Source organism: Mesocryomonas lacus, from assembly GCF_055730105.2.
This window is the reverse complement of sequence record NZ_JBUZWF020000005.1, coordinates 299475-319319: the sequence shown is the minus strand read 5'-3', so window position 1 is coordinate 319319 and position 19845 is coordinate 299475. Positions and strand designations below refer to the sequence as shown.

The window sequence follows — 19845 nt, the reverse complement described above, 5'->3', positions numbered from 1 at the left end:
AACCGATGCCGTGGTGCCGCAGCCTTTTGTCTCGCCAAGGGTTGCGCCATACCGGGAAGACAAGAGCAGGGGGACCAGGATGGACGAGGGTGTGCGCAAGCTGCTGGAGACGCTGGATCTCGAGCGGATCGAGGAAAATCTCTACCGTGGGGTCTCGCCGGAAGGCGGCTGGCAGCGGGTCTTCGGCGGCCAGGTGATCGCGCAGGCGCTGGTCGCGGCACAGCGCACCGTCCCCGCCGACCGGCCGGTGCACTCGCTGCACGGCTATTTCATGCGGCCGGGCGATCCGAAGGTGCCGATCGTCTACGACGTCAACCGGATCCGCGACGGCGGCTCGTTCGCTACGCGGCTGGTCTCGGCGATCCAGCACGGCCAGGCGATCTTCACGCTCGCCGCCTCGTTCCAGCGCCACGAGGCGGGGCTGGAACACCAGGCGACCATGCCACTCGTGCCGGGGCCGGACGAACTGCCGCACGGCGACGAGTTGAAAGCGATGCTCTTGGAGAAGGCGCCCGAGCCGGTGCAGCGCTACTGGCGCCGGCCGCGCCCGATCGAGTTCCGGCCGGTCTCTTTCGACCACTACCTGACGACCGAGAAGCTTGAGCCGGTGCAGCAGATCTGGGTCCGGGCGATCTCCGACGTCGGCGACGACCCGGCGCTGAACGCGGCGGTGCTCGCCTATCTCTCCGACATGACCCTCCTCGACACCTCGCTGTTCGCGCATGGCAGCTCGGTGTTCGATCCCGGCATCCAGGCGGCGAGCCTCGACCATTCCATGTGGTTTCATCGCCCCGTCCGGGTGTCCGACTGGATGCTCTATTCGCAGGACAGCCCCAACTCGTCCGGCGGCCGCGGACTGACGCGGGGCGCGCTGTTTGGCCAGGACGGAACCCTGATCGCCTCGGTAGCGCAAGAGGGGCTCATCCGACCTCGCAGGGGCGCGCCCGTCGCCTCCTAAAGCATCACATGCTTACCATTCAGGCAAATGCGCGAGTTTTGAGCGCATCCAAATGATGCATTGCAGCGTCGGCGTGTGCGGCTGCGGTGGGAAAATGCGGCTAAATCGCGGCATGTCCGGCAATTGGCACGCGGCTTGAATAACGGAGACCAGTCACCCTCGCGGACATGCGGTCCGGAGGGCAGTGGCTCGGCTTTCGCGGACGATTTCCGTTTCGCCGCCGCTCCAGTTTTCGAGGTGCACATGAAGATCGTGATGGCCATCATCAAGCCGTTCAAGCTGGACGAGGTGCGCGAAGCGCTGACAGCTGTCGGTATCCAGGGTCTCACCGTCACGGAAGTGAAGGGCTACGGCCGGCAGAAGGGCCATACGGAAATCTACCGCGGCACCGAATACGCCGTGAGCTTCCTCCCCAAGCTCAAGATCGAGGTCGCCGTGGCGTCCGACATGGTCGAGCGCGCGGTCGAGGCGATCACCACCGCCGCCAAGACCGGCCAGATCGGCGACGGCAAGATTTTCGTCTTCGGCATCGATTCCGCCGTGCGCATCCGCACCGGCGAAGTCGATTCCAACGCGCTCTGAGAAAGGAACTCCTTCATATGCGTTTCGGTAGAACCCTCCTTTCCGCCGCGGTCCTCGCCGGCTTGGCCGCGACCGCGGCCTTCGCCCAGGACGCGGCCGCGCCTGCGGTGGACGCCGCCGCCGCCGTCACCCCTCCCGTCGCCGACGTCATGGACAAGGGCGACACCGCCTGGATGATGACCTCGTCGCTCCTGGTGCTGTTCATGGCCGTTCCGGGTCTCGCGCTGTTCTACGGCGGCCTCGTTCGCGCCAAGAACATGCTCTCGGTCCTCATGCAGTGCACCATGATCGTCGCCGTGGTGATGATCATCTGGGTCGTCTACGGCTACTCCTTCGCCTTCGGCGGCTCGACCAGCCCGTATTGGGGTGGCCTCGCCAAGGTCTTCCTCGCCGGCGTCAGCAAGGAAACCACGGCGACAACCTTCACCAAGGGCGTGGTCCTGCCGGAATACGTGTTCATCTGCTTCCAGATGACCTTTGCCGCCATCACCCCGGCGCTAATCGTCGGCGCCTTCGCCGAGCGCATCAAGTTCTCGGCGGTGATCCTGTTCACCGTGCTCTGGGTCACCTTCATCTACTTCCCCATCGCGCACATGGTGTGGGACGCCAACGGCATGATCTTCGGCTGGGGCGCGATCGATTTTGCCGGCGGCACGGTCGTTCACATCAATGCCGGCATCGCCGCCCTCGTCGGCTGCATCTTCGTCGGCAAGCGGACGGGTCTCGGCCGGGACATGATGGCCCCGCACTCGATGACGCTGACCATGGTCGGCGCATCGATGCTCTGGGTCGGCTGGTTCGGCTTCAACGCCGGCTCCAACCTCGAGGCCAATGGCGGCGCGGCGCTCGCCATGATGAACACCTTCGTCGCCACCGCCGGCGCCATCGTCGCCTGGTCGCTGGTCGAGACCTTCGCCCGCGGCAAGGCCTCGATGCTGGGTGCCGCGTCCGGCATGGTCGCCGGTCTCGTCGCCATCACCCCGGCCTGCGGCACCATCGGCCCGGTCGGCGCCATCGCGCTCGGCGCCTTCGCGTCGGTCGTCTGTTACTTCTTCGTCTCGGTGGTGAAGAACAAGTTCGGCTATGACGACAGCCTGGACGTCTTCGGCGTGCACGGCGTCGGCGGCATCATCGGCGCCGTCGGCACCGGCATCTTTACCTCGACCTCGCTCGGCGGCACCGGCTATGCCGCCGGCGTCACCATGGGCGGCCAGACGATGACGCAGATCTACGCGGTCCTCGTCACGCTCGTCTGGTCCGGCATCGGCTCGGCGATCCTCTACAAGATCGTCGACCTGATCGTTGGCCTCCGGCCGACCGTCGAGGCCGAGCGCGAAGGCCTCGACCTCAGCTATCACGGCGAGGCGGCCTACCACTCCTGAGAACGGCGCCGGCGCTCGGCCGGCCCCTTTCGAACACCTGCCAGAACCGAAGGGGCGCGCCGCAAGGCGGGCCCCTTTTTCGTGCCGCCGGCCGCCCTGGAACCAAGGCGTCTCGGGAAAATTGCAAACACTCTCTTAGGGTTAAAGAGGCATTAACCAGACCGTCCTACTCTCGCGGCAACGATACCCGGGCTCGATCGCGCCCGGGTACGACCAGACAGACGGGCGGCAGACATGGCATCGACGACAGTGGGAACCCGGCCCGACGCGCGGGCGCGGGCGACAGCAGCGGCACCGGCCGAGCCGGTGAGCTTCTTCAAGCGTCAGGCGGAGATTGCCGGCGGCATCGGCCTGATCGGGCTGGCGGGCTTCCTCAGCCTGGCGCTTGCCAGCTGGACCGTCACCGATCCCTCGTTCAGCCAGTCCAACCACAATGCCGTCGTCAACTATGCCGGCGCGACGGGCGCCGTCGTGTCCGACATCGCCATGCAGATCTTCGGCCTCGGCGCGGTGCTGCTGGCCGTGCTGCCGGCGATCTGGGGCGTCATCCTCGCCGCGGGCAAGCCGGTCGACCGGATCTGGCGCCGCGCCTGGTTCGCGCTCGCCGGCATCGTGCTCGCCTCCGCCGCGCTCGGCTGCCTGTCGGCGCCCGCCGGCTGGCCGCTGCCGATCGGCCTTGGCGGCGTCGCCGGCGACCTCGTTCTCAAGTTCCCGGCGCTCGCCACCGGCGCCTATCCCGAGGGCACGCTCGCCATGGTGCTGGCGGCGATGATCGCGCTGCCGGCCGGCTGGCTGTTCCTCAACGGCGCCGCCGTGATCGACCGCGCGACGCCCGACCCGATGGACACCCGCCGCCCGGTCGCCGCCGCCCTTCGCCAGGATGCGCGCGGCCGCCCGGTCAAGGCCGAGGAGCGCGACGAGGACGAAGAGGAGAGCGAGGGCCGCTTCGCCCTCCTGTTCGGCGCCATCGCCCACACCGCCTACTCCGCCAAAGCAGCCTTCGACCGCCGCCGCAGCGAACGCCAGGAGGCCCGCCAGGAGCCCGGCGAGTTCGCCGACCGTTTCGATACCTGGGAGACCGAGGACGGCGACTATGTGGAGCCGGCGCCCCGCGAAGCCGCCCCGCGCGAGGTCGCGCCGCGGCAGATCCGCGTCACCGCGCCCTATGAGAGCGGCGGCTACATCGACCCGATGGACGATGAGGACGTCGGCGTGCCGCGCAAGGACAATCCCGAGCCCTTCCAGTTCGACGTCGACGCCGCTGCCGAGGCACGGCGCCGGAACGCACCGGTCGTCGCCGAGGCGGACGTCGACGAGGACGCGTACGAGGACGAGGCTGGATATGGCGATCACGACGGCCACCACCGCGAGTTCGCCCCGGTCGATCTCGACGAGGAAGGCGGCTGGGAGCCGCCGCTGGAAGACGATGTCCGCATCGCCCCGGCCGAGCCGCTGATCGAGCGCCCGGTCGTCGCCGAGGAGCCGAGCGGCTGGCGCGGCATCGCCGCCAACATCGTCGCCTTCCCCGGCAAGCGCCGCAAGCCCGACGCTGCCAATGAGAGCGAGCGCCGCGACCCGCCGGCCGCGCGCCCCGAGCCGCGTGGCATCGCTGCGCCCCGCGCGCCGGAAGCCCCTGCCGCCCGTGTCGTCGCCGCAGCCCCGGCGCCCGTGCCGGCCCGCGGCCGTCCGCAGCGCGGCGGGGCGCTCGCCGTCCAGCGCAACGCGATCGCGCTGCCGTTCGAGCTGCCGCCGATCGAGCTCCTGTCGCCGCCGAAGCCGCGGAGCCGCGACTCCATGTTGTCGCCGGAGATTCTCCAGGAGAACGCTCGGCTGCTCGAAGGCGTGCTCGACGATTTCGGCGTGAAGGGCGAGATCATCGAGGTGCGGCCCGGCCCGGTCGTGACGCTCTACGAGCTGGAGCCGGCGCCCGGCATCAAGTCCTCCCGCGTCATCGGCCTTGCCGACGACATCGCCCGCTCGATGTCGGCGATCGCCGCCCGCGTCGCGGTCATTCCCGGCAAGAACGCCATCGGCATCGAGCTGCCGAACCAGCGCCGCGAGACCGTCTACTTCCGCGAGATGATCGCGTCGGAAACCTTCCTGCAGAGCAAGAGCAAGCTTGCGCTGGCGCTCGGCAAGACCATCGGCGGCGAGCCGGTGATCGCCGATCTCGCCAAGATGCCGCATCTCCTCGTCGCCGGTACCACCGGCTCGGGCAAGTCGGTGTCGATCAACACCATGATCCTGTCGCTCCTGTTCCGGATGACCCCAGCGGAGTGCCGGATGATCATGATCGACCCGAAGATGCTGGAACTGTCGATCTACGACGGCATCCCGCATCTCCTCTCCCCGGTCGTGACCGATCCGAAGAAGGCGGTCGTCGCCTTGAAGTGGACGGTCCGCGAGATGGAGGATCGCTACCGCAAGATGTCGAAGGTCGGCGTGCGCAACATCGACGGCTTTAACGCCCGCGTCGCCTCGGCGATCGAGAAGGGCGAGTCGATCTCGCGCACCGTGCAGACCGGCTTCGACCGCGAGACCGGCGAGCCGATCTTCGAGTCCGAGGAATTCGACCTCCAGCCGCTGCCCTACATCGTCGTCATCATCGACGAGATGGCCGACCTGATGATGGTCGCCGGCAAGGACATCGAAGGCACTGTCCAGCGGCTGGCGCAGATGGCGCGCGCTGCCGGCATTCACGTCATCATGGCGACGCAGCGGCCCTCGGTCGACGTCATCACCGGCACGATCAAGGCGAACTTCCCGACCCGCATCTCCTTCCAGGTGACCTCGAAGATCGACAGCCGCACCATTCTGCAGGAGCAAGGCGCCGAGCAGCTGCTGGGCATGGGTGACATGCTGTTCATGGCTGGCGGCGGCCGCATCCAGCGCGTCCACGGACCGTTCGTCGATGACGCCGAGGTCGAGGACATCGTCAAGCATCTGAAGGCGCAAGGCACGCCCGACTATCTCGACGCCATCCTCGAAGAAGAGGACGATGGCGCCGACGAGCCCGCCAAGGGCGGCAAGGGCGGCGGCGAAGAAGGCAGCACGGACGAATCCGCCGACCTCTACGACCAGGCGGTGGCCGTGGTGCTGCGCGACGGCAAAGCCTCGACCTCCTACGTCCAACGGCGGCTGCAGATCGGCTACAACCGGGCGGCGTCGATCATCGAGCGGATGGAACGCGAGGGCATTGTCGGCCCCGCCAACCATGCCGGCAAGCGCGAGATTTTGGTGCCGACGGACGAGGAGCGGTAGGGCATCACATTTGCCGGAAGACCGCCGGTGCCGGCGCCTCCGCCCTATTGAAGCCGCAGCGCCGTGGCATCAGATGCCAACATGAGAATGCTTCCGCCGGCATGGCGGAAAAGACGGCGTGCCGCCCACCGGCGGCGCAGCCAGAAGACACAAAAAGGATGACGATGTTCGATCGAGGCAATACCCGCGGCGCCTTCTCCCGGCTGCTGCGCCGTGCGCTGATGGGCGTGGCGCTGGTCCTGCCGCTCGGTCTGTCGGCGATGCCCGCCAAGGCGCAGGCGAGCGCTGCCGCGCAAGCCGTCGCGGATCACTTCTCCAGCGTCGGCGCGATGACCGGCGACTTCATGCAGTTCGATCCGAACGGCAAGCAGAGCGAGGGCAAGTTCTACATCGAGCGGCCGGGCAAGCTGCGCTTCGACTACAGCGGCACGCCGCTGCGGGTGATCGCCGATGGCGAGCAGGTGGCGATCAACAACCGCAAGCTCAACACCTGGGACCTCTACCCCCTGTCGAAGACGCCGCTGAAGCTCCTGCTCAACCAGCGCATCGACCTGTCGGCGGCCAACATCCAGGCCGTCAAGGAAGAGCCGGACCTCACCACCATCGTGATGGGCGACAAGTCGGTGTTCGGCAGCAGCCGGATCACCATGATGTTCGACCCCGCCAATTTCGACCTTCGCCAGTGGACCATCCGCGACAACCAGGGCAAGGACACCACCGTGATGGTCTACAACGTCCGCAGCGGTGTGAAGCTCGACCAGACCATGTTCAAGATCCCCTACACCGCGATCTCGACCGGCCAGACCGGCAACAAGTAGCCACTCTGACCGGCTAGACCGCCAGTAGTTGCGGTCGTCCGACTGTGTGAGCGCCGTGCGTCCGATGGGGCGCGCGGCGTTTCTCATTTTGATGCCCGGTGGATAGGTCGGTGCCAGGTCAGCTCGTTCCGGCCCGGAAAACCTCGGCAGCTGGCGGCCGCGCTATCGCCTGAAGAAGCCGAGCAGCGCGGCAAGCGTCTCGGCGGGGGCCTCCTCGACGAGGAAATGGCCGCCGTCGATCGGCCGGCCTTCGACACTGGCGCACCAGCGCTTCCAGACGCCGAGCGGCGTCTCGCCGGCGGCGGGAATGCCATGGCTGCCCCAAAGGGCGAGCGTCGGCGCCAGGATCCGCTGCCCCGCGGCGCGGTCCTCGGCGTCGTGCAGCCGGTCGATCGCCCAGCCTGCCCGACAGTCCTCGCAGGCGGCGTGGGTGCGGGCCGGCTGGCGGAACGAGGCGCGGTACAAGTCGAGCGCTGCGGGCGTGAACGCCTCCAGCGTCCCCGAGGCCGTCCAGCTCGCCATGGTGTGGCCGAGATAGGCATTGGGATCTGCGGCGATCAGGGTTTCCGGCATCGGGTAGGGCTGTGCGAGGAAGGGCCAGTGATAGGTCTTCATCGCGGCGCCGGCGTCCATCGCCTCCCAGACCTCGATGGTCGGGACGATGTCGATGACGGCAAGCCGCACCACCCTGTCCGGGTGGTCGAGCGCCAGCCGGTAGGCGACGCGCCCGCCGCGATCATGCCCGGCGACGTGAAATTGCGTGTGGCCAAGGGCCGTCATCACCGCCGCCATGTCGGCCGCCATCACCCGCTTGGCATAGGCCTTGCCGCCCTGGCTTTCCGGCACCGAGGATTGCCCGTAGCCGCGCAGGTCCGCGGCGACGACCGTGAAGTGCTCCGCGAGTTCCTCCGCGATGCCGGCCCACATCGCCGAGGTCTGCGGGTAGCCGTGCAGCAGCAGCAGCGGCGCGCCGGTCCCCCGGATGTGCACGCAGATGTCGGCGCCGGCACCGGGGACGAGGCGGGTCTCGAAGCGGTCGAACATCGGCTTTCCCTCCGGAAGGCCGTCCGCGTCGGATGGCGATCCCTGTTGAACGGAATGAGAGCCGAGATCTAGGGCAGCGGGCAGGCCGTTGCAAAGACAGCCAAAGGCCCGGCTCCGCATTCCGGCGCCGGACCTTCCTTGCGTCGATTGAAATTCCGCGGGCGCCTTGCGTTAGCGGGCGAGGAGGGCCGAAGGCCGCTCGACCGGCGCGCGGCCGAGATGCGGGGCAAAGCCCGAGGCCAGGGCTTCCTTCACCTGCTGGAGCCAGGCCTCCGCCTTGATCGCCCGGTTGGTGGCGAGGGCCGCCGCGGCATTGGCGCGATGCGTCTCGTCGCGGGCTTCCTTCAGCTCGGCCTGCAGCCCCTGGCATTCGTCGAGCATCGCCTTCTTCTGGATCTCGATCTGGGTCTTCAGGGATTCGACCTCGGCATCCTTCTGCCAGAGCACGCCGCTCGCATTGCCGATCATCTCCAGCATGCCCGACCATTCCACCGCCTTTTCAGGCTCGTCCGGCAGGCTGGGCAGAGAGGCCATGACCTCCCGGTCGAAGCTGTCGGGAATGGTGACGGTGATGTCTTGCCGGGTCTGCCACTGGTCCACTTCGACGGCACGCAGGTAGGTCTTTTCCATCGGATCCTCCGATCTCATCCATGGCGATTCAGACTTCCTTAACCCGCGAGGCTGCCCGGAACCTGTCCTCCGGCACCGCCATCGAGGCTTGCACGCCCCGCTGCCCGCTCGCATAAGGGCGCGACCCTCCTGCCGCTGGAAGCCCCGCATGTTTTCGATCGCCACCTGGAACATCAATTCCGTTCGCCTGCGGCTGCCGCTGGTCGAGCGCTTCCTCGGCTCGCACCGGCCCGACGTGCTCTGCCTGCAGGAGATCAAGTGCCAGGAGGACCAGTTCCCGCTGACGGCGCTGCAGGCGCTCGGCTATGAGCACATCGCGATGCACGGCCAGAAGGGCTATCACGGCGTGGCGACGCTCTCGCTGCGGCCGCTGGTCGACGTGACCCGCCAGGATTTCTGCGCCATCGGCGACGCCCGGCACCTGTCGGTGCGCATGGACGTTGGCGGTCGGCAGCTCAGGGTGCACAATTTTTACGTCCCGGCCGGCGGCGACGAGCCTGACCGGACGGTCAACCCGAAGTTCGGCCACAAGCTCGACTTCATCGACGAAATGCGCCGCACCAGCGCCATGGCCGAGCCGGGCGTCTCGTCGATCCTCGTCGGCGATCTCAACATCGCGCCGTTCGAGACCGACGTCTGGTCGCACAAGCAGCTGTTGAAGATCGTCTCGCACACGCCGGTCGAAACGGAAGGCCTGCTGCGGGTGATGACCGATGGCCATTGGGTCGACCTGATGCGGGCGCAGGTGCCGATCGAGGAGAAGCTCTACACCTGGTGGAGCTACCGCGCGAAGGACTGGCTGGCGGCCGACCGCGGCCGGCGCCTCGACCACGTCTGGGGCTCGGCCGACCTCGCGCCGCTCCTGAAAGGCCTCGAGATCCTCAAGGATGCCCGCGGCTGGGATAGGCCGTCGGACCATGTGCCGGTGGTCGTCAGCCTCGACCTCTGAGGCACCGAGTGCCGTCCGGGCACTGGTCCGAAACGCCGTAAAGGTTTGCAGAAGGCCGAGTGCGTTAGGACGCGAACGTCTCCGGAACGCAGGCGCGCGATGCGGTGCCGAGCGCGCCGGTCAGTCGGTGAAGCGGTGCTCCAGCGCGGTAATGTCGTGCATCATTCGCGCGAGCTGGTCGGCGATCCGCTCGTGCAGGACCAGAGCGAGGTCAGGATATTCTTCGAGCATCCGCCGGAACAGCGTGCGCGGGATGCGGATGAGGTCGCAGGTGCCATCCGCAAAGGCCGTGGCGGCGCGGCGGGTCTCAGTGATCAGAGCGAGTTCGCCGAGTAGAGCGCCGGGACCGAAGCCAGCCACCGGCACTTCCGCGCCCGGCGGTCCGGCCTTCAGCGTGATTTCGCCGCTGACTATCACGAAACCTTCGTCGGCCCGCGCGGCCACGCGGAAAAGCGTCTCGCCGGACTTCAGCCGCCGATGTTCCGCCCCGAAGGCCAGCAGCCGCAGCTGATCTGCCGTCAGATCGGCAAACAGCGGGACTTGCCTCAGCACCGCGATGTCGCTTTCAAGGCTCATCCGGCGCTGATCACTCCCGTCCCACCTGCCACCACGCCCGGCGCGGCCTCTGACAACCTCACTCTATAACGATGCAAATTGCTTAGGAAAACTGCGTTCCCAGCTCATCAACACAACATGCGGGCGCAAGGCGGCGCGGCGACGAAACACCGAAACTACCGAGCAGCCGGTTTACGGCATCAGCTTGTAGCCGCCCGATTCCGTGACGATCAGACGGGCGTTCGACGGATCCGGCTCGATCTTCTGCCGCAGCCGGTAGACATGCGTCTCCAGCGTGTGGGTAGTGACGCCGGAATTATAGCCCCAGACTTCCTCGAGCAGGATGTCGCGGGTGATGACCTTGCGGTCGGCGCGGTAGAGATAGCGGATGATCGCCGTCTCCTTCTCGGTCAGCCGAATCTTGCCGCCGCGATCATCGAGCAGCACTTTCTGGCTCGGCTTGAAGATGTAGGGGCCGACCTGGAAGGTCGCATCCTCGCTCTGCTCGTGCTGGCGCAGCTGGGCGCGGATGCGGGCGAGCAGCACTGCAAAGCGGAAGGGCTTGGTGACGTAGTCGTTGGCGCCCGCCTCAAGGCCAAGGATGGTATCGGAATCGGTATCCTGGCCGGTGAGGATGATGATCGGCGCCTTGAAGCCGGACTTGCGCAGCACCTTCACCGCCTCGCGGCCGTCCATGTCGGGCAGGCCGACATCCATGCAGACGAGGTCGATCAACCCCGCGCGGGCGGCGGCGATCCCCTTGGCGGCGGTCGGTTCCTGCAGGACGGTGAACTCCTCGTGCAGCGACAGCTGCTCGGCGAGGGTCTGCCTCAGGTCGTCGTCGTCGTCGACGATCAGGATGCTGCGTGCGGTCATGAATGGCCTTCGCTCGGTTTCGGTTTCCGTCCTGTTGCGGGTGACCGCATCGTGACGGTAACAATTCGTGACATCAGATAGGGTTCAACTCGGCGACGTCATGCAAAAAAACACCGGTTGCACCGATATCCGCGTCCGCCGCTCGCCGCTCGACCCACGCCGGGGCATCCTCGCGGCCGGGCCGTTGCGGCTCCCCTGTGCACTTGGCCGCTCGGGAACGACGGTGTTCAAGCGCGAGGGCGATGGTGCGACCCCCGTCGCGGCGATGGCGCTGCTCAACTGCTATGTCCGCTCCGGCCGGCTCTCCGGCGTCCGCCCGGCTCTGCCGACGCTCCGCAGCCGCCCCGACAGCGGCTGGTGCGACGCTCCGACGCATACGGCCTATAACCGGCCGGTTCGCTTGCCGTTTCCCGCGAGCACCGAGACGCTCCAGCGCGCCGACAGGCTCTACGATCTCGTCGTCGTGCTGGACTGGAACATCACCCGGCGCCAGCGCGGCAAGGGCAGCGCGATCTTCCTGCACATCGCCCGCGCGGGCTACGCGCCGACGGAAGGGTGCGTCGCTGTGTCTCCGGCCGACATGCGGCGCCTGGCGCCGTTCCTGCGCCGCGGGGTCCGGCTGACGGTTTTGCGCTGACCGCCAATGGAACGGCTCCAAACAGAGCCCGTTGGTTTGCCAATGCCGGCGGCCATGCCCGCCCTTGCGGAGATGTTTTGATGGAACGCGCCGAAATCACCAACAATCCGGTCATTTCCGCCTACGACAAGCCCTCGGGCGGCTGGGGCTCGCTGAAGTCGGTGCTCGAAAAGACCCATGCCGAGGGGCTGTCGATCGGCACGATGACGGAGATGCTGCGAAAGCAGAACAAGGCGGACGGGTTCGCCTGCGTCTCCTGTTCCTGGGCCAAGCCCGAGAAGCCGCATTTGGCCGAGTTCTGCGAGAACGGCGCCAAGGCGACGGTCTGGGAGGTGACGTCGAAGCGCTGCGACCGCGCCTTCTTCGCCAAGCACCGCGTCAGCGAGCTGCGCAACTGGACCGACCATGACCTCGAGAAGCAAGGCCGCCTGACGACGCCGATGCGATACGACGCCTCGCTCGACCAGTACATCCCGGTGAAGTGGGCCGACGCCTTCCGCGAGATCGGCGCCGAGCTGCAGCAGATGGAGCCGGACAGCGTCGTCTTCTACGCCTCGGGTCGGGCCTCGCTCGAGACATCGTACATGTGGCAGCTGATGGCCCGCATTTACGGCACTTCCAACCTGCCGGACTCCTCCAACATGTGCCATGAATCGACGTCGGTCGGCCTGCCGAAGTCGATCGGCTCTCCGGTCGGTACGGTGCAGCTCGAGGACTTCGAGCTCTGCGACATGATGTTCTTCTTCGGCCACAACACCGGCACTAACGCGCCGCGGCTTCTCCACCAGGTGCACGACGCCCGCCAGCGCGGCGTGCCGGTGGTGACCTTTAACCCGCTGCACGAGCGCGGCCTGATGCGCTTCAAGGATCCGCAGTCGCCGACGGAAATGCTGTCGGGCGGCGAGGGCGTGAAGATGTCGAGCGACTACTACCAGGTGCGGCCGGGCGGCGACATGGCGGCGATGACCGGCATCGCCAAGGGCGTCCTGGCGCTCGACGACGCGGCGCAGAGCGCGGGCAAGCCGCGCGTCCTCGACGTCGAGTTCATCGAGGAGCACGGCCACGGCTTTGCTGAGTTCGAGGCTTTTGTCCGCGCCACCGGGTGGGACGAGATCGTCCGCTGCTCCGGCATCCCGCAGGAAGAGCTGGAGCACGTCGCGCGCCAGTACTCTACGGCAAAGGCTGTCATCGCCAATTACGGCATGGGGCTGACCCAGCACCGGCACGGCACCGAGAACGTGCAGATGCTCTGCAACCTCCTCTTGATGCGTGGCAATATCGGCAAGCCCGGCGCCGGCATCTCGCCGATCCGCGGCCATTCCAACGTGCAGGGACAGCGCACCGTCGGCATCTCTGAGAAGCCGGAGCTGGTGCCGCTCGACAAGCTCGCCGAGCTCTACCATTTCGAGCCGCCGCGCACGAAGGGGCTGGATACCGTCGCCTCATGCAAGGGAATTCTCGACGGCAGCGTGCGCGGCTTCGTCGCGCTCGGCGGCAATTTCTCCCGCGCGGCGCCGGAGACGGTGCTGCTCGAGGACGGCTGGCGCAAGCTGCGGCTGTCGGTGCAAATCTCGACCAAGCTCAACCGCAACCATCTTCTGCCTGGCGAGGTGACCTACATCCTGCCGTGCCTCGGGCGGCTGGAGAAGGACGTGCAGGCATCCGGCGAGCAGCACGTCTCGGTCGAGGATTCCACCGCCTGCATCCACGGATCCATCGGCTGGAGCGCGCCGGCCTCGCCCGAGCTCCTGTCGGAACCGAAGATCGTCGCCGAGATCGCCAAGGCGACCGTCGGCGGCCGCTCCAGCGTGCCGTGGGACGAGTGGGTCGGCGACTATTCCAAGATCCGCGACGCCATCGAGAAGACCTATCCGAAGGATTTCACCGGCTTCAACGCCCGCTTCCTGCAGCCCGGCGGGTTCCACCGCGACATCGAGGCCTGCAACCGGGTGTGGAAAACCGAGACCAAGAAGGCGAACTTCCTCGTCCCGAACGGCCTCGATGTGAACCCGGACATCCATGTCGACGGCAAGACCATCCTCAGCCTGATGACCGTCCGCTCCAACGACCAGTTCAACACCACGGTCTACGGCTATGACGACCGGCTGCGCGGCATCAGCGGCACCCGCATGGTCCTGTTGATGAACGCCGAGGACATGCAGCGGCTGGGATTGAAGGACGACGACCGCGTCGACTGCGCGACGCATGCCGACGACGGCGTCGACCGCCGCGTTCTGGATCTGCGCGTGCATGCCTTCGCCGTGCCGAAGGGCGCGATCGCCGGCTATTACCCCGAGCTCAACCCGCTGCTGCCGCTCTGGCACCATGCGGAAGAAGCCCATGTGCCGGCGGCGAAATCGATTCCGGTCGAGATCATCAAGCGCGGCAGTTTTGTTGCGGCGGCGTGAGGCAGCGAGGGATTCGTAAGGCCGATGCAGCGCGCGGTGCCGCGTTGGCGGAAGGTCAGCCTTTCGGCTGCCACCGCCAGACGGTGCTGCGCTTTACCTCGGCGTCTTCGAGCGCCCTGGTGACCGGGACCTCGTAGGTCGCCAATCGGGTCAATTTCTCGACTGGGAGGTAAGCTCTCCCAGGATCGCCGACGAGGACGGTCTTGCCGGCGGCCGCGAGCGCGTCGAACCAGGGAATGATCGCGTCCGCCATCGCCCTGTCGAAGAAGACGTCGCCGGCGAGCAGCACGTCCGCTTCCACGACGGTGTCGACGAGATCGTCGATGACGACGGCGAGATCCACCTTGTTCAGGTTGGCATTGAGCAGGATGGCCTCGCGGCAGAACGGGTCGATGTCGGCGGCCGTCACATGGGCAGCACCCGCCTTCGCGGCGGCGATGGCGACGAGGCCCGAGCCGGACGCGAAATCCAGCACGGTCCGGCCGCGGATCTCTTCGGGATGATCGAGCACGTAGCGGGCGAGGGCCTGGCCGCCCGCCCACGCAAAGGCCCAATAGGGCGGCGGCAAGCCGATTGCTTCCAGTTCACTCTCCGTCCGCAGCCAAAGATCGTGCGCCTCCGTTGCAAGGAGAAGGGCGATTTCGGGCACGTGCGGCGGACGGACGATGTCGGTATTATCGAGGATGAAGGCGCGGGCCCGCCCGGGCGTCAGGCGCCCGGGCATCGGCCTGGCGGCGGGCGGCGTCACGCCGGCCCTGCCGGGGTCAGCCTTCCTTGAGGCGCTTGCTGCGTCCCTGCAGCTCGTCGATCATTTTCGACGCGTCGCCCTTGGTGAGCTTGTCGTTGAAGGTCTCGCCGGTCTCTTCGCAGAGGGTCTTGAGGTAGGAGCCTTGGGCGCCGGTCATCGGCTCGTCGCCGGTGGTCCAGTCGTCCGGGTCCTTCTCGGTATTGGACTGGCCGGTATCGGTCTTGGCATCGCTCATAGGAACACTCCATGGGTTGTGTGTTCTTGCAATGTTCCGACCGACCCGTGGGTTCCATGCTCAGCGAAGCGCCTTTTCAAGATCGACGCCGCCCATCTCGCAGAGGGTCCTGAACTCCTCCTCCGTCACTGGCTGCACCGAGAGGCGGGAGTTGGTGGCGAGCACCATGTCCTTCAGCCGCGGATCGGCCTTGATCACGTCGAGCCCGACCGGCTTCGGCACATCGGTCACGGCGACGAGGTCGACGCATTCCCAGGTCGGGTTGTCGGCGGTGGAATCGACATGGATCTCGTTGAGCACCGCGACGATGCCGACGATCTCCTTCCCGTCATTGGAATGGTAGAAGAAGCCGCGCTCGCCTTTCTTCATCGTCCGCATGAAGTTGCGCGCCTGGTAGTTGCGCACGCCGTCCCATTCCTGGCCTTTGGCGCCGGCCTTCTTCTGCATGTCCCAGGACCATTTCACCGGCTCGGACTTGAACAGCCAGAATGCCACGGCTCAGGCTTCCGGGTTCTTGACGGTCCAGTTCCAGCGGCGGACCGTGGTCGACGCGAAGACGCCGGCCTTGGCATAGGGGTCGCCTGCGGCGATCGTCCGGGCGCCCTCGGCATTCTCGGCATCGACCACCAGCATCGAGCCGACCGGCTTGTCGTCCTCGCCGAGGAAGGGACCGGCGAGCTTCAGCGTGTCGCCAAGGCCGGTGAGGAATTCGAGATGCGCGGGGCGGTTTTCGAGGCGCAGCGGCAGCGCGCCGGGCTTGTCCTCGCAGAAGATGGCGAACAGCATGGAAATCCTTTCAGGGCGGATGGTGGCGGCAAACTAGCCGGCGGCCGGGCGGAATCAACCCACTTCGCGCTTCAGCGGCCGGGCGAGGAGATCGCGCACGGCATCCTCCACCGTCATCGACCCATTGAGGATGGCGGCGACGGTAAAGATGATCGGCGCGTCGATGCCGCGCTCCTCGGCGAGGCGGGCGGCGATCCCGGCGGAGTGGACGCCCTCGGCGAGCTTCAGGCCCGTGAGGTCGTCGCCGCGGCCGAGCGCCGCGCCATAGGCGAAGTTTCTGGACTGGCTGCCAGAGCAGGTGAGGACGAGGTCGCCGAGGCCGGAAAGGCCCATCAGCGTCTCCGGCCGGGCGCCGAGCGCCTCGCCGAGCCGGCGCAGCTCGACGAAGCCGCGGGTGACGATGGCCGCACCCGCCGAGGCGCCGAGCCCGTTGCCGGCCACCATGCCGGCGGCGATGGCGAGGATGTTCTTCAAGGCGCCGCCGGCCTCGACACCGAGCACGTCGGTCGCGGCATAGCCGCGGAACGTCTCGGTCGAGAGGCGGCGCGCGAGGTCGTCGGCGAGCGCCGGGTCGGTGGCGGCGATGGTGACGGCGGTCGGCAGGCCGCGGGCGACGTCGGCGGCAAAGCTCGGCCCTGACAGGACGCCGAGGGTCTCGGCCGGCAGGTGACGCGCGAGGACGGAGGAGGCGAACGCGCCGGTCGCCCGCTCGATACCCTTCGCGCAGAGCACCACCGGCGTGCCGGGGACGACATGGCGCGCAAGGTCCGGCCCGATTGCGCCGAGGTTCTGGGCGGGGACGACGACGAGCACGAGGTCGGCGCTTCCCAGCGCCTCGCCGAGATCGGCGGTGACGGCAAGGGTTTCGGGCAGCGCGATGCCGGGGAGGTAGGCCTCGTTGCGCCGGGTCTTGCGGATCTCCGCGACGGTGGCGAGGTCGCGGGCGTAGAGCACGGTCGGCCGGCCGGCGCGGGCCTCGAGGGCGGCGAGCGCCGTGCCCCAAGCGCCACCGCCGAGGACGGCGATCCGCGGGCTCACGCCTTGGCTCCGCGGCGGCCGAAGCCGATCAGCGGCACCGCCTCGCCGTCGAGCGGCCAGCGCGAGCGCACGGGGGCCGCCATGTCGTCGAGAAGGCCGGCCTCGAAGCGCTCGAGCCCGGCATAGGCGATCATTGCGGCATTGTCGCCGCAGAGCTTCAGCGGCGGCGCGACGAGGCGCACGCCCGCCTTCTCGGCAGTGCGCTCCAGCGTCGCGCGGATTTCGGCGTTGGCCGCGACACCGCCGGCGACGGCAAGGACCGGATCGGCGAGCGCCGGAAACTCATCGCGGAAGCGGGCAAGGGCACGGCCGACGCGGTCGGCGACGCTCTCGGCGGCGGCGCGCTGGAAACCGGCACAGAGGTCGGCGACATCCTGTTCGGCGAGCGGCATCGCGGCTTGAGCGGCCTGGCGGACGGCGGTCTTCAGGCCGGAGAAGGAAAAGTCGAGCCGCTTCTCGCCGCGCATCGGCCGCGGCAAGGCGAAGCGCTTCGGGTCGCCTCGTGCGGCCATCGTCTCGACATGCGGGCCGCCAGGATTGGGCAAGCCGAGCAGTTTCGCCGTCTTGTCGAAGGCCTCGCCCAGCGCATCGTCGATCGTCGTGCCCCAGCGCGCGTAGTCGCCGAGGCCGCGCACCAGGAGGATCTGCGTGTGGCCGCCGGAGACCAGCAGCATCAGATAGGGATAGGCGACGCCGTCGGTCAGCCGCGGCGTCAGCGCGTGGCCTTCGAGGTGGTTGACGCCGATGAAGGCGTGGCCGCTGGCGGCGGCGAGCGCCTTGCCGGTCATCGCGCCGACGATCAGCCCGCCGATCAGGCCGGGGCCGAGCGTCGCGGCGACGGCGGAAATGTCCGCCAGCGCGACATCGGCGTCGGCAAGGGCAGCTGCGACGATGCCGTCGATCGCCTCGACATGGGCGCGGGCGGCGATCTCCGGCACCACGCCGCCGAAGGCCGCGTGCTCCTCGACCTGGCTCAAGACGACGTTCGACAGGATGACGGGCGCGCCCGCCGCATCGCGGCCGACGACGCTCGCGGCGGTCTCGTCGCAGCTGGTCTCGATGCCGAGGATGAGGGATGTCGGTCGCAAGGGCACGTCGTCTCCGGTCCTCCCGCCAGAGCGGGGTGCGCCATCCCTTTGTTCACGAAGGCGGCGGCTCGCGCCTTCCATCGCCCCGACCGCATCGAAATGTCAAAGGTGGCGGCAGAAAAACCACGGCGCGTTGCCCCCGGGGCCGGCGATCCCTTATGACAGTTGGACGGTCAGATCGGACGAGACAGGGGAACGAGATGAGCAAAGTCCGGATCGGCACGCGCGGCAGCCAGCTGGCGTTGGCCCAGGCAAGCGAAGTGCGGGCGCGGCTGATGGTGGCGCACGGGCTCGCCGAGGAGGATTTCGAAATCTCGGTGATCTCGACCTCCGGCGACCGCATCCTCGACCGGCCGCTGTCGGAGGTCGGCGGCAAGGGCTTGTTCACCAAGGAGATCGAGGAGGCGCTGCTGGACGGCCGGATCGATCTCGCGGTGCATTCCTCCAAGGACATGGCCACCGCCATCCCCGCCGGCCTCTACATTTCCGCCTTTCTGCCGCGCGAGGATGTGCGCGACGCCTTCATCGGCCGCACCGCGCCGACCATCGCGGAACTGCCCGAGGGCGCCGTCGTCGGCTCGGCCTCGCTCCGCCGGCAGGCACTCCTGAAGCGGCTGCGGCCGGATCTCTCGGTGGTCATCCTGCGCGGCAACGTGCAGACCCGGCTGCGCAAGCTCGAGGCCGGCGAGGTCGACGCAACGCTGCTGGCGCTCGCCGGCCTCAACCGCATGGGCATGGGCGGGGCCGTCACCGAACTGCTCGACGCCACCGCCTTTCCACCCGCGCCCGGTCAAGGCGCGATCTGCATCGAGAGCCGGATCGGCGATAGCGAGGTCGACCGGCTGGTCCAGGCAATCGGCGACCCCGACACCACCCTCGCGCTGACCGCCGAGCGCGCTTTCCTCGCCGAGCTCGACGGTTCCTGCCGCACGCCGATCGCCGCCCATGCGACGGTGTCCGCGGGACGGCTGGCCTTGCACGGCATGATCCTCACGCCGGATGGCGGGCAGATGCACGAGGGCAAGACCGACGGCATGCCTGGCGAGGCGGCGGCGCTCGGAAAGGCGCTGGCCCGCCGGCTCCTCGACGCCGCAGGCCCCGGCTTCTTCGACGGCTGGGGCGCGGGCGTCTAGGCCATGGCGCGGGTGCTGGTGCTGCGGGCCGCCGCGGAAGCTGCGTCGACCAGCGCGGCGCTCGCCGCGCGCGGTCACGTGCCGCTGCTGCTGCCGCTGCAGGCGATCGAGACGCTGGAGACGCCGCTGCCGGACGGCCGCTTTGCCGCGCTGCTGGTGACCAGCGCCAATGCGGTGCCGGCGCTTCAGCGCCAGCCGCAGCTGAAAGCGCTGCCGGTGCTGGCGGTAGGGGCGCGGACCGGCGCGGCGCTGAGCGGAGCGGGCTTTGCCGATGTCACCGTCGGCGATGGCGACGGCGCGGCGCTGGCCGATGCCGCCCGGCCGCTGGCGGCGCGCGCCGGCCTGCCGCTGCTCTATGCTGCCGGAAGGGTTCGCACGTCCGGCCTCGAAGACCGCTTGACCGCGCTCGGCATGTCCTTTCTGGTGGTCGAGACCTATGACACAAAGCCGCTGCATCCGGACCTTAATGAGATCGCAACGGTCCTTGCGGGAAAAGCGCCGGACATCGTCCTCGTGCTGTCGGTCGGTCAGGCGGAGGGCTATGCTGGGCTCGTCCGCGACCAGCCGGAGTGCTTTCGGCCGCCGCCGCGGCTGCTCTGCCTTTCCGCCCGGATCGCGCGTGCGCTGCCGGTGGAACTGCAAGGCACCGCGGAGATTTCTGCCACGTCGAGCCTTCCGGCGCTGTTCGAACGTGATCTCTAACCTAACTTGCCATCG

20 protein-coding genes are annotated in these 19845 nt (G+C 68.0%); 10 read left to right on the top strand and 10 right to left on the bottom strand.

What is annotated here, in order from left to right; all coding sequences use genetic code 11:
• Positions 1–79: 79 nt before the first annotated feature.
• The 5 genes from tesB to ACZLZQ_RS18680 all read left to right on the top strand — a co-directional run bounded on the left by tesB (position 80) and on the right by ACZLZQ_RS18680 (position 7001).
• Positions 80–958, top strand: a complete 879-nt coding sequence (tesB, locus tag ACZLZQ_RS18700) for an acyl-CoA thioesterase II (RefSeq protein WP_472950633.1) — start codon at positions 80–82, stop codon at positions 956–958.
• Positions 959–1201: 243 nt separating this feature from the next.
• The gene (locus ACZLZQ_RS18695; RefSeq protein WP_472935431.1) at positions 1202–1540 is read left to right on the top strand and encodes a P-II family nitrogen regulator; all 339 of its coding nucleotides are present in this window, start codon (positions 1202–1204) and stop codon (positions 1538–1540) included.
• Between the two features lie 17 nt (positions 1541–1557).
• The gene (locus ACZLZQ_RS18690) at positions 1558–2922 is read left to right on the top strand and encodes an ammonium transporter (RefSeq protein ID WP_472950632.1); all 1365 of its coding nucleotides are present in this window, start codon (positions 1558–1560) and stop codon (positions 2920–2922) included.
• Positions 2923–3156: 234 nt separating this feature from the next.
• The gene (locus ACZLZQ_RS18685; RefSeq protein WP_472950631.1) at positions 3157–6183 is read left to right on the top strand and encodes a DNA translocase FtsK; all 3027 of its coding nucleotides are present in this window, start codon (positions 3157–3159) and stop codon (positions 6181–6183) included.
• 164 nt (positions 6184–6347) lie between these two features.
• Positions 6348–7001, top strand: coding sequence for an outer-membrane lipoprotein carrier protein LolA (locus tag ACZLZQ_RS18680; protein ID WP_472935434.1), 654 nt, complete (start codon positions 6348–6350; stop codon positions 6999–7001).
• Positions 7002–7163: 162 nt separating this feature from the next.
• Here the strand turns inward: ACZLZQ_RS18680 and ACZLZQ_RS18675 are convergent, their stop codons facing one another.
• Both ACZLZQ_RS18675 and ACZLZQ_RS18670 read right to left on the bottom strand, forming a co-directional pair.
• On the bottom strand, positions 7164–8045 hold the full coding sequence (locus ACZLZQ_RS18675; protein WP_472950630.1) for an alpha/beta fold hydrolase: 882 nt from the start codon (positions 8043–8045) through the stop codon (positions 7164–7166).
• Positions 8046–8216: 171 nt separating this feature from the next.
• Positions 8217–8675, bottom strand: a complete 459-nt coding sequence (locus ACZLZQ_RS18670) for a hypothetical protein (protein WP_472950629.1) — start codon at positions 8673–8675, stop codon at positions 8217–8219.
• Between the two features lie 148 nt (positions 8676–8823).
• Between ACZLZQ_RS18670 and ACZLZQ_RS18665 the strand changes: the two genes are divergently transcribed.
• Entirely contained in the window at positions 8824–9624 is an 801-nt protein-coding gene (locus tag ACZLZQ_RS18665) for an exodeoxyribonuclease III (protein WP_472935437.1), read from the top strand.
• A gap of 120 nt (positions 9625–9744) precedes the next feature.
• On the opposite strand, the gene ACZLZQ_RS18660 is transcribed toward ACZLZQ_RS18665, so the two are convergent.
• Together ACZLZQ_RS18660 and ACZLZQ_RS18655 are read right to left on the bottom strand one after the other, a co-directional pair.
• On the bottom strand, positions 9745–10200 hold the full coding sequence (locus ACZLZQ_RS18660; protein ID WP_472950628.1) for a Crp/Fnr family transcriptional regulator: 456 nt from the start codon (positions 10198–10200) through the stop codon (positions 9745–9747).
• A 171-nt stretch (positions 10201–10371) separates the two neighbouring features.
• Positions 10372–11055: a response regulator transcription factor gene (locus ACZLZQ_RS18655; RefSeq protein WP_472935439.1), complete on the bottom strand. Its 684-nt coding sequence runs from the start codon at positions 11053–11055 to the stop codon at positions 10372–10374.
• A 100-nt stretch (positions 11056–11155) separates the two neighbouring features.
• On the opposite strand from ACZLZQ_RS18655, the gene ACZLZQ_RS18650 reads away from it, so the two are divergent.
• On the top strand, positions 11156–11692 hold the full coding sequence (locus tag ACZLZQ_RS18650; RefSeq protein ID WP_472950627.1) for a L,D-transpeptidase family protein: 537 nt from the start codon (positions 11156–11158) through the stop codon (positions 11690–11692).
• Positions 11693–11772: 80 nt separating this feature from the next.
• A complete protein-coding gene (locus ACZLZQ_RS18645) occupies positions 11773–14100 on the top strand; it encodes an FdhF/YdeP family oxidoreductase (RefSeq protein WP_472950626.1) in 2328 nt (775 codons plus the stop codon).
• A gap of 55 nt (positions 14101–14155) precedes the next feature.
• Here ACZLZQ_RS18645 and ACZLZQ_RS18640 read toward each other — a convergent pair whose 3' ends face one another.
• Genes ACZLZQ_RS18640 through tsaD form a run of 6 tightly spaced genes read right to left on the bottom strand, consistent with a single transcriptional unit; the run spans position 14156 to position 17995 of the window.
• Positions 14156–14824, bottom strand: a complete 669-nt coding sequence (locus tag ACZLZQ_RS18640) for a class I SAM-dependent methyltransferase (RefSeq protein WP_472950687.1) — start codon at positions 14822–14824, stop codon at positions 14156–14158.
• A gap of 40 nt (positions 14825–14864) precedes the next feature.
• A complete protein-coding gene (locus tag ACZLZQ_RS18635) occupies positions 14865–15083 on the bottom strand; it encodes a DUF3072 domain-containing protein (protein WP_472935442.1) in 219 nt (72 codons plus the stop codon).
• Between the two features lie 60 nt (positions 15084–15143).
• Positions 15144–15578, bottom strand: coding sequence for an EVE domain-containing protein (locus tag ACZLZQ_RS18630; RefSeq protein ID WP_472950625.1), 435 nt, complete (start codon positions 15576–15578; stop codon positions 15144–15146).
• A 3-nt stretch (positions 15579–15581) separates the two neighbouring features.
• A complete protein-coding gene (locus tag ACZLZQ_RS18625; protein ID WP_472950624.1) occupies positions 15582–15869 on the bottom strand; it encodes a YciI family protein in 288 nt (95 codons plus the stop codon).
• Positions 15870–15923: 54 nt separating this feature from the next.
• Positions 15924–16907, bottom strand: coding sequence for an NAD(P)H-dependent glycerol-3-phosphate dehydrogenase (locus ACZLZQ_RS18620; RefSeq protein WP_472950623.1), 984 nt, complete (start codon positions 16905–16907; stop codon positions 15924–15926).
• Positions 16904–17995, bottom strand: a complete 1092-nt coding sequence (gene tsaD, locus ACZLZQ_RS18615; RefSeq protein ID WP_472950686.1) for a tRNA (adenosine(37)-N6)-threonylcarbamoyltransferase complex transferase subunit TsaD — start codon at positions 17993–17995, stop codon at positions 16904–16906. Before tsaD ends, ACZLZQ_RS18620 begins: the two co-directional genes overlap by 4 nt.
• Before the next feature lie 200 nt (positions 17996–18195).
• On the opposite strand from tsaD, the gene hemC reads away from it, so the two are divergent.
• Together hemC and ACZLZQ_RS18605 are read left to right on the top strand one after the other, a co-directional pair.
• Positions 18196–19128, top strand: a complete 933-nt coding sequence (hemC, locus tag ACZLZQ_RS18610; protein WP_472950622.1) for a hydroxymethylbilane synthase — start codon at positions 18196–18198, stop codon at positions 19126–19128.
• Between the two features lie 3 nt (positions 19129–19131).
• Complete coding sequence (locus ACZLZQ_RS18605; protein ID WP_472950621.1) at positions 19132–19830, top strand: uroporphyrinogen-III synthase; 699 nt, start codon at positions 19132–19134, stop codon at positions 19828–19830.
• Positions 19831–19845 lie beyond the last annotated feature (15 nt).

Coding starts and splice junctions, on each gene's coding strand:
- ACZLZQ_RS18640 (WP_472950687.1), bottom strand. CDS start 14,824: ATGCCCGGGCGCCTGACGCCCGGGCGGGCCCGCGCCTTCATCCTCGAT.
- ACZLZQ_RS18665 (WP_472935437.1), top strand. CDS start 8,824: ATGTTTTCGATCGCCACCTGGAACATCAATTCCGTTCGCCTGCGGCTG.
- ACZLZQ_RS18645 (WP_472950626.1), top strand. CDS start 11,773: ATGGAACGCGCCGAAATCACCAACAATCCGGTCATTTCCGCCTACGAC.
- ACZLZQ_RS18690 (WP_472950632.1), top strand. CDS start 1,558: ATGCGTTTCGGTAGAACCCTCCTTTCCGCCGCGGTCCTCGCCGGCTTG.
- ACZLZQ_RS18695 (WP_472935431.1), top strand. CDS start 1,202: ATGAAGATCGTGATGGCCATCATCAAGCCGTTCAAGCTGGACGAGGTG.
- ACZLZQ_RS18660 (WP_472950628.1), bottom strand. CDS start 10,200: ATGAGCCTTGAAAGCGACATCGCGGTGCTGAGGCAAGTCCCGCTGTTT.
- ACZLZQ_RS18635 (WP_472935442.1), bottom strand. CDS start 15,083: ATGAGCGATGCCAAGACCGATACCGGCCAGTCCAATACCGAGAAGGAC.
- ACZLZQ_RS18625 (WP_472950624.1), bottom strand. CDS start 15,869: ATGCTGTTCGCCATCTTCTGCGAGGACAAGCCCGGCGCGCTGCCGCTG.
- ACZLZQ_RS18650 (WP_472950627.1), top strand. CDS start 11,156: ATGCAAAAAAACACCGGTTGCACCGATATCCGCGTCCGCCGCTCGCCG.
- hemC (WP_472950622.1), top strand. CDS start 18,196: ATGAGCAAAGTCCGGATCGGCACGCGCGGCAGCCAGCTGGCGTTGGCC.
- ACZLZQ_RS18605 (WP_472950621.1), top strand. CDS start 19,132: ATGGCGCGGGTGCTGGTGCTGCGGGCCGCCGCGGAAGCTGCGTCGACC.
- ACZLZQ_RS18685 (WP_472950631.1), top strand. CDS start 3,157: ATGGCATCGACGACAGTGGGAACCCGGCCCGACGCGCGGGCGCGGGCG.
- ACZLZQ_RS18675 (WP_472950630.1), bottom strand. CDS start 8,045: ATGTTCGACCGCTTCGAGACCCGCCTCGTCCCCGGTGCCGGCGCCGAC.
- tesB (WP_472950633.1), top strand. CDS start 80: ATGGACGAGGGTGTGCGCAAGCTGCTGGAGACGCTGGATCTCGAGCGG.
- ACZLZQ_RS18670 (WP_472950629.1), bottom strand. CDS start 8,675: ATGGAAAAGACCTACCTGCGTGCCGTCGAAGTGGACCAGTGGCAGACC.
- ACZLZQ_RS18680 (WP_472935434.1), top strand. CDS start 6,348: ATGTTCGATCGAGGCAATACCCGCGGCGCCTTCTCCCGGCTGCTGCGC.
- ACZLZQ_RS18655 (WP_472935439.1), bottom strand. CDS start 11,055: ATGACCGCACGCAGCATCCTGATCGTCGACGACGACGACGACCTGAGG.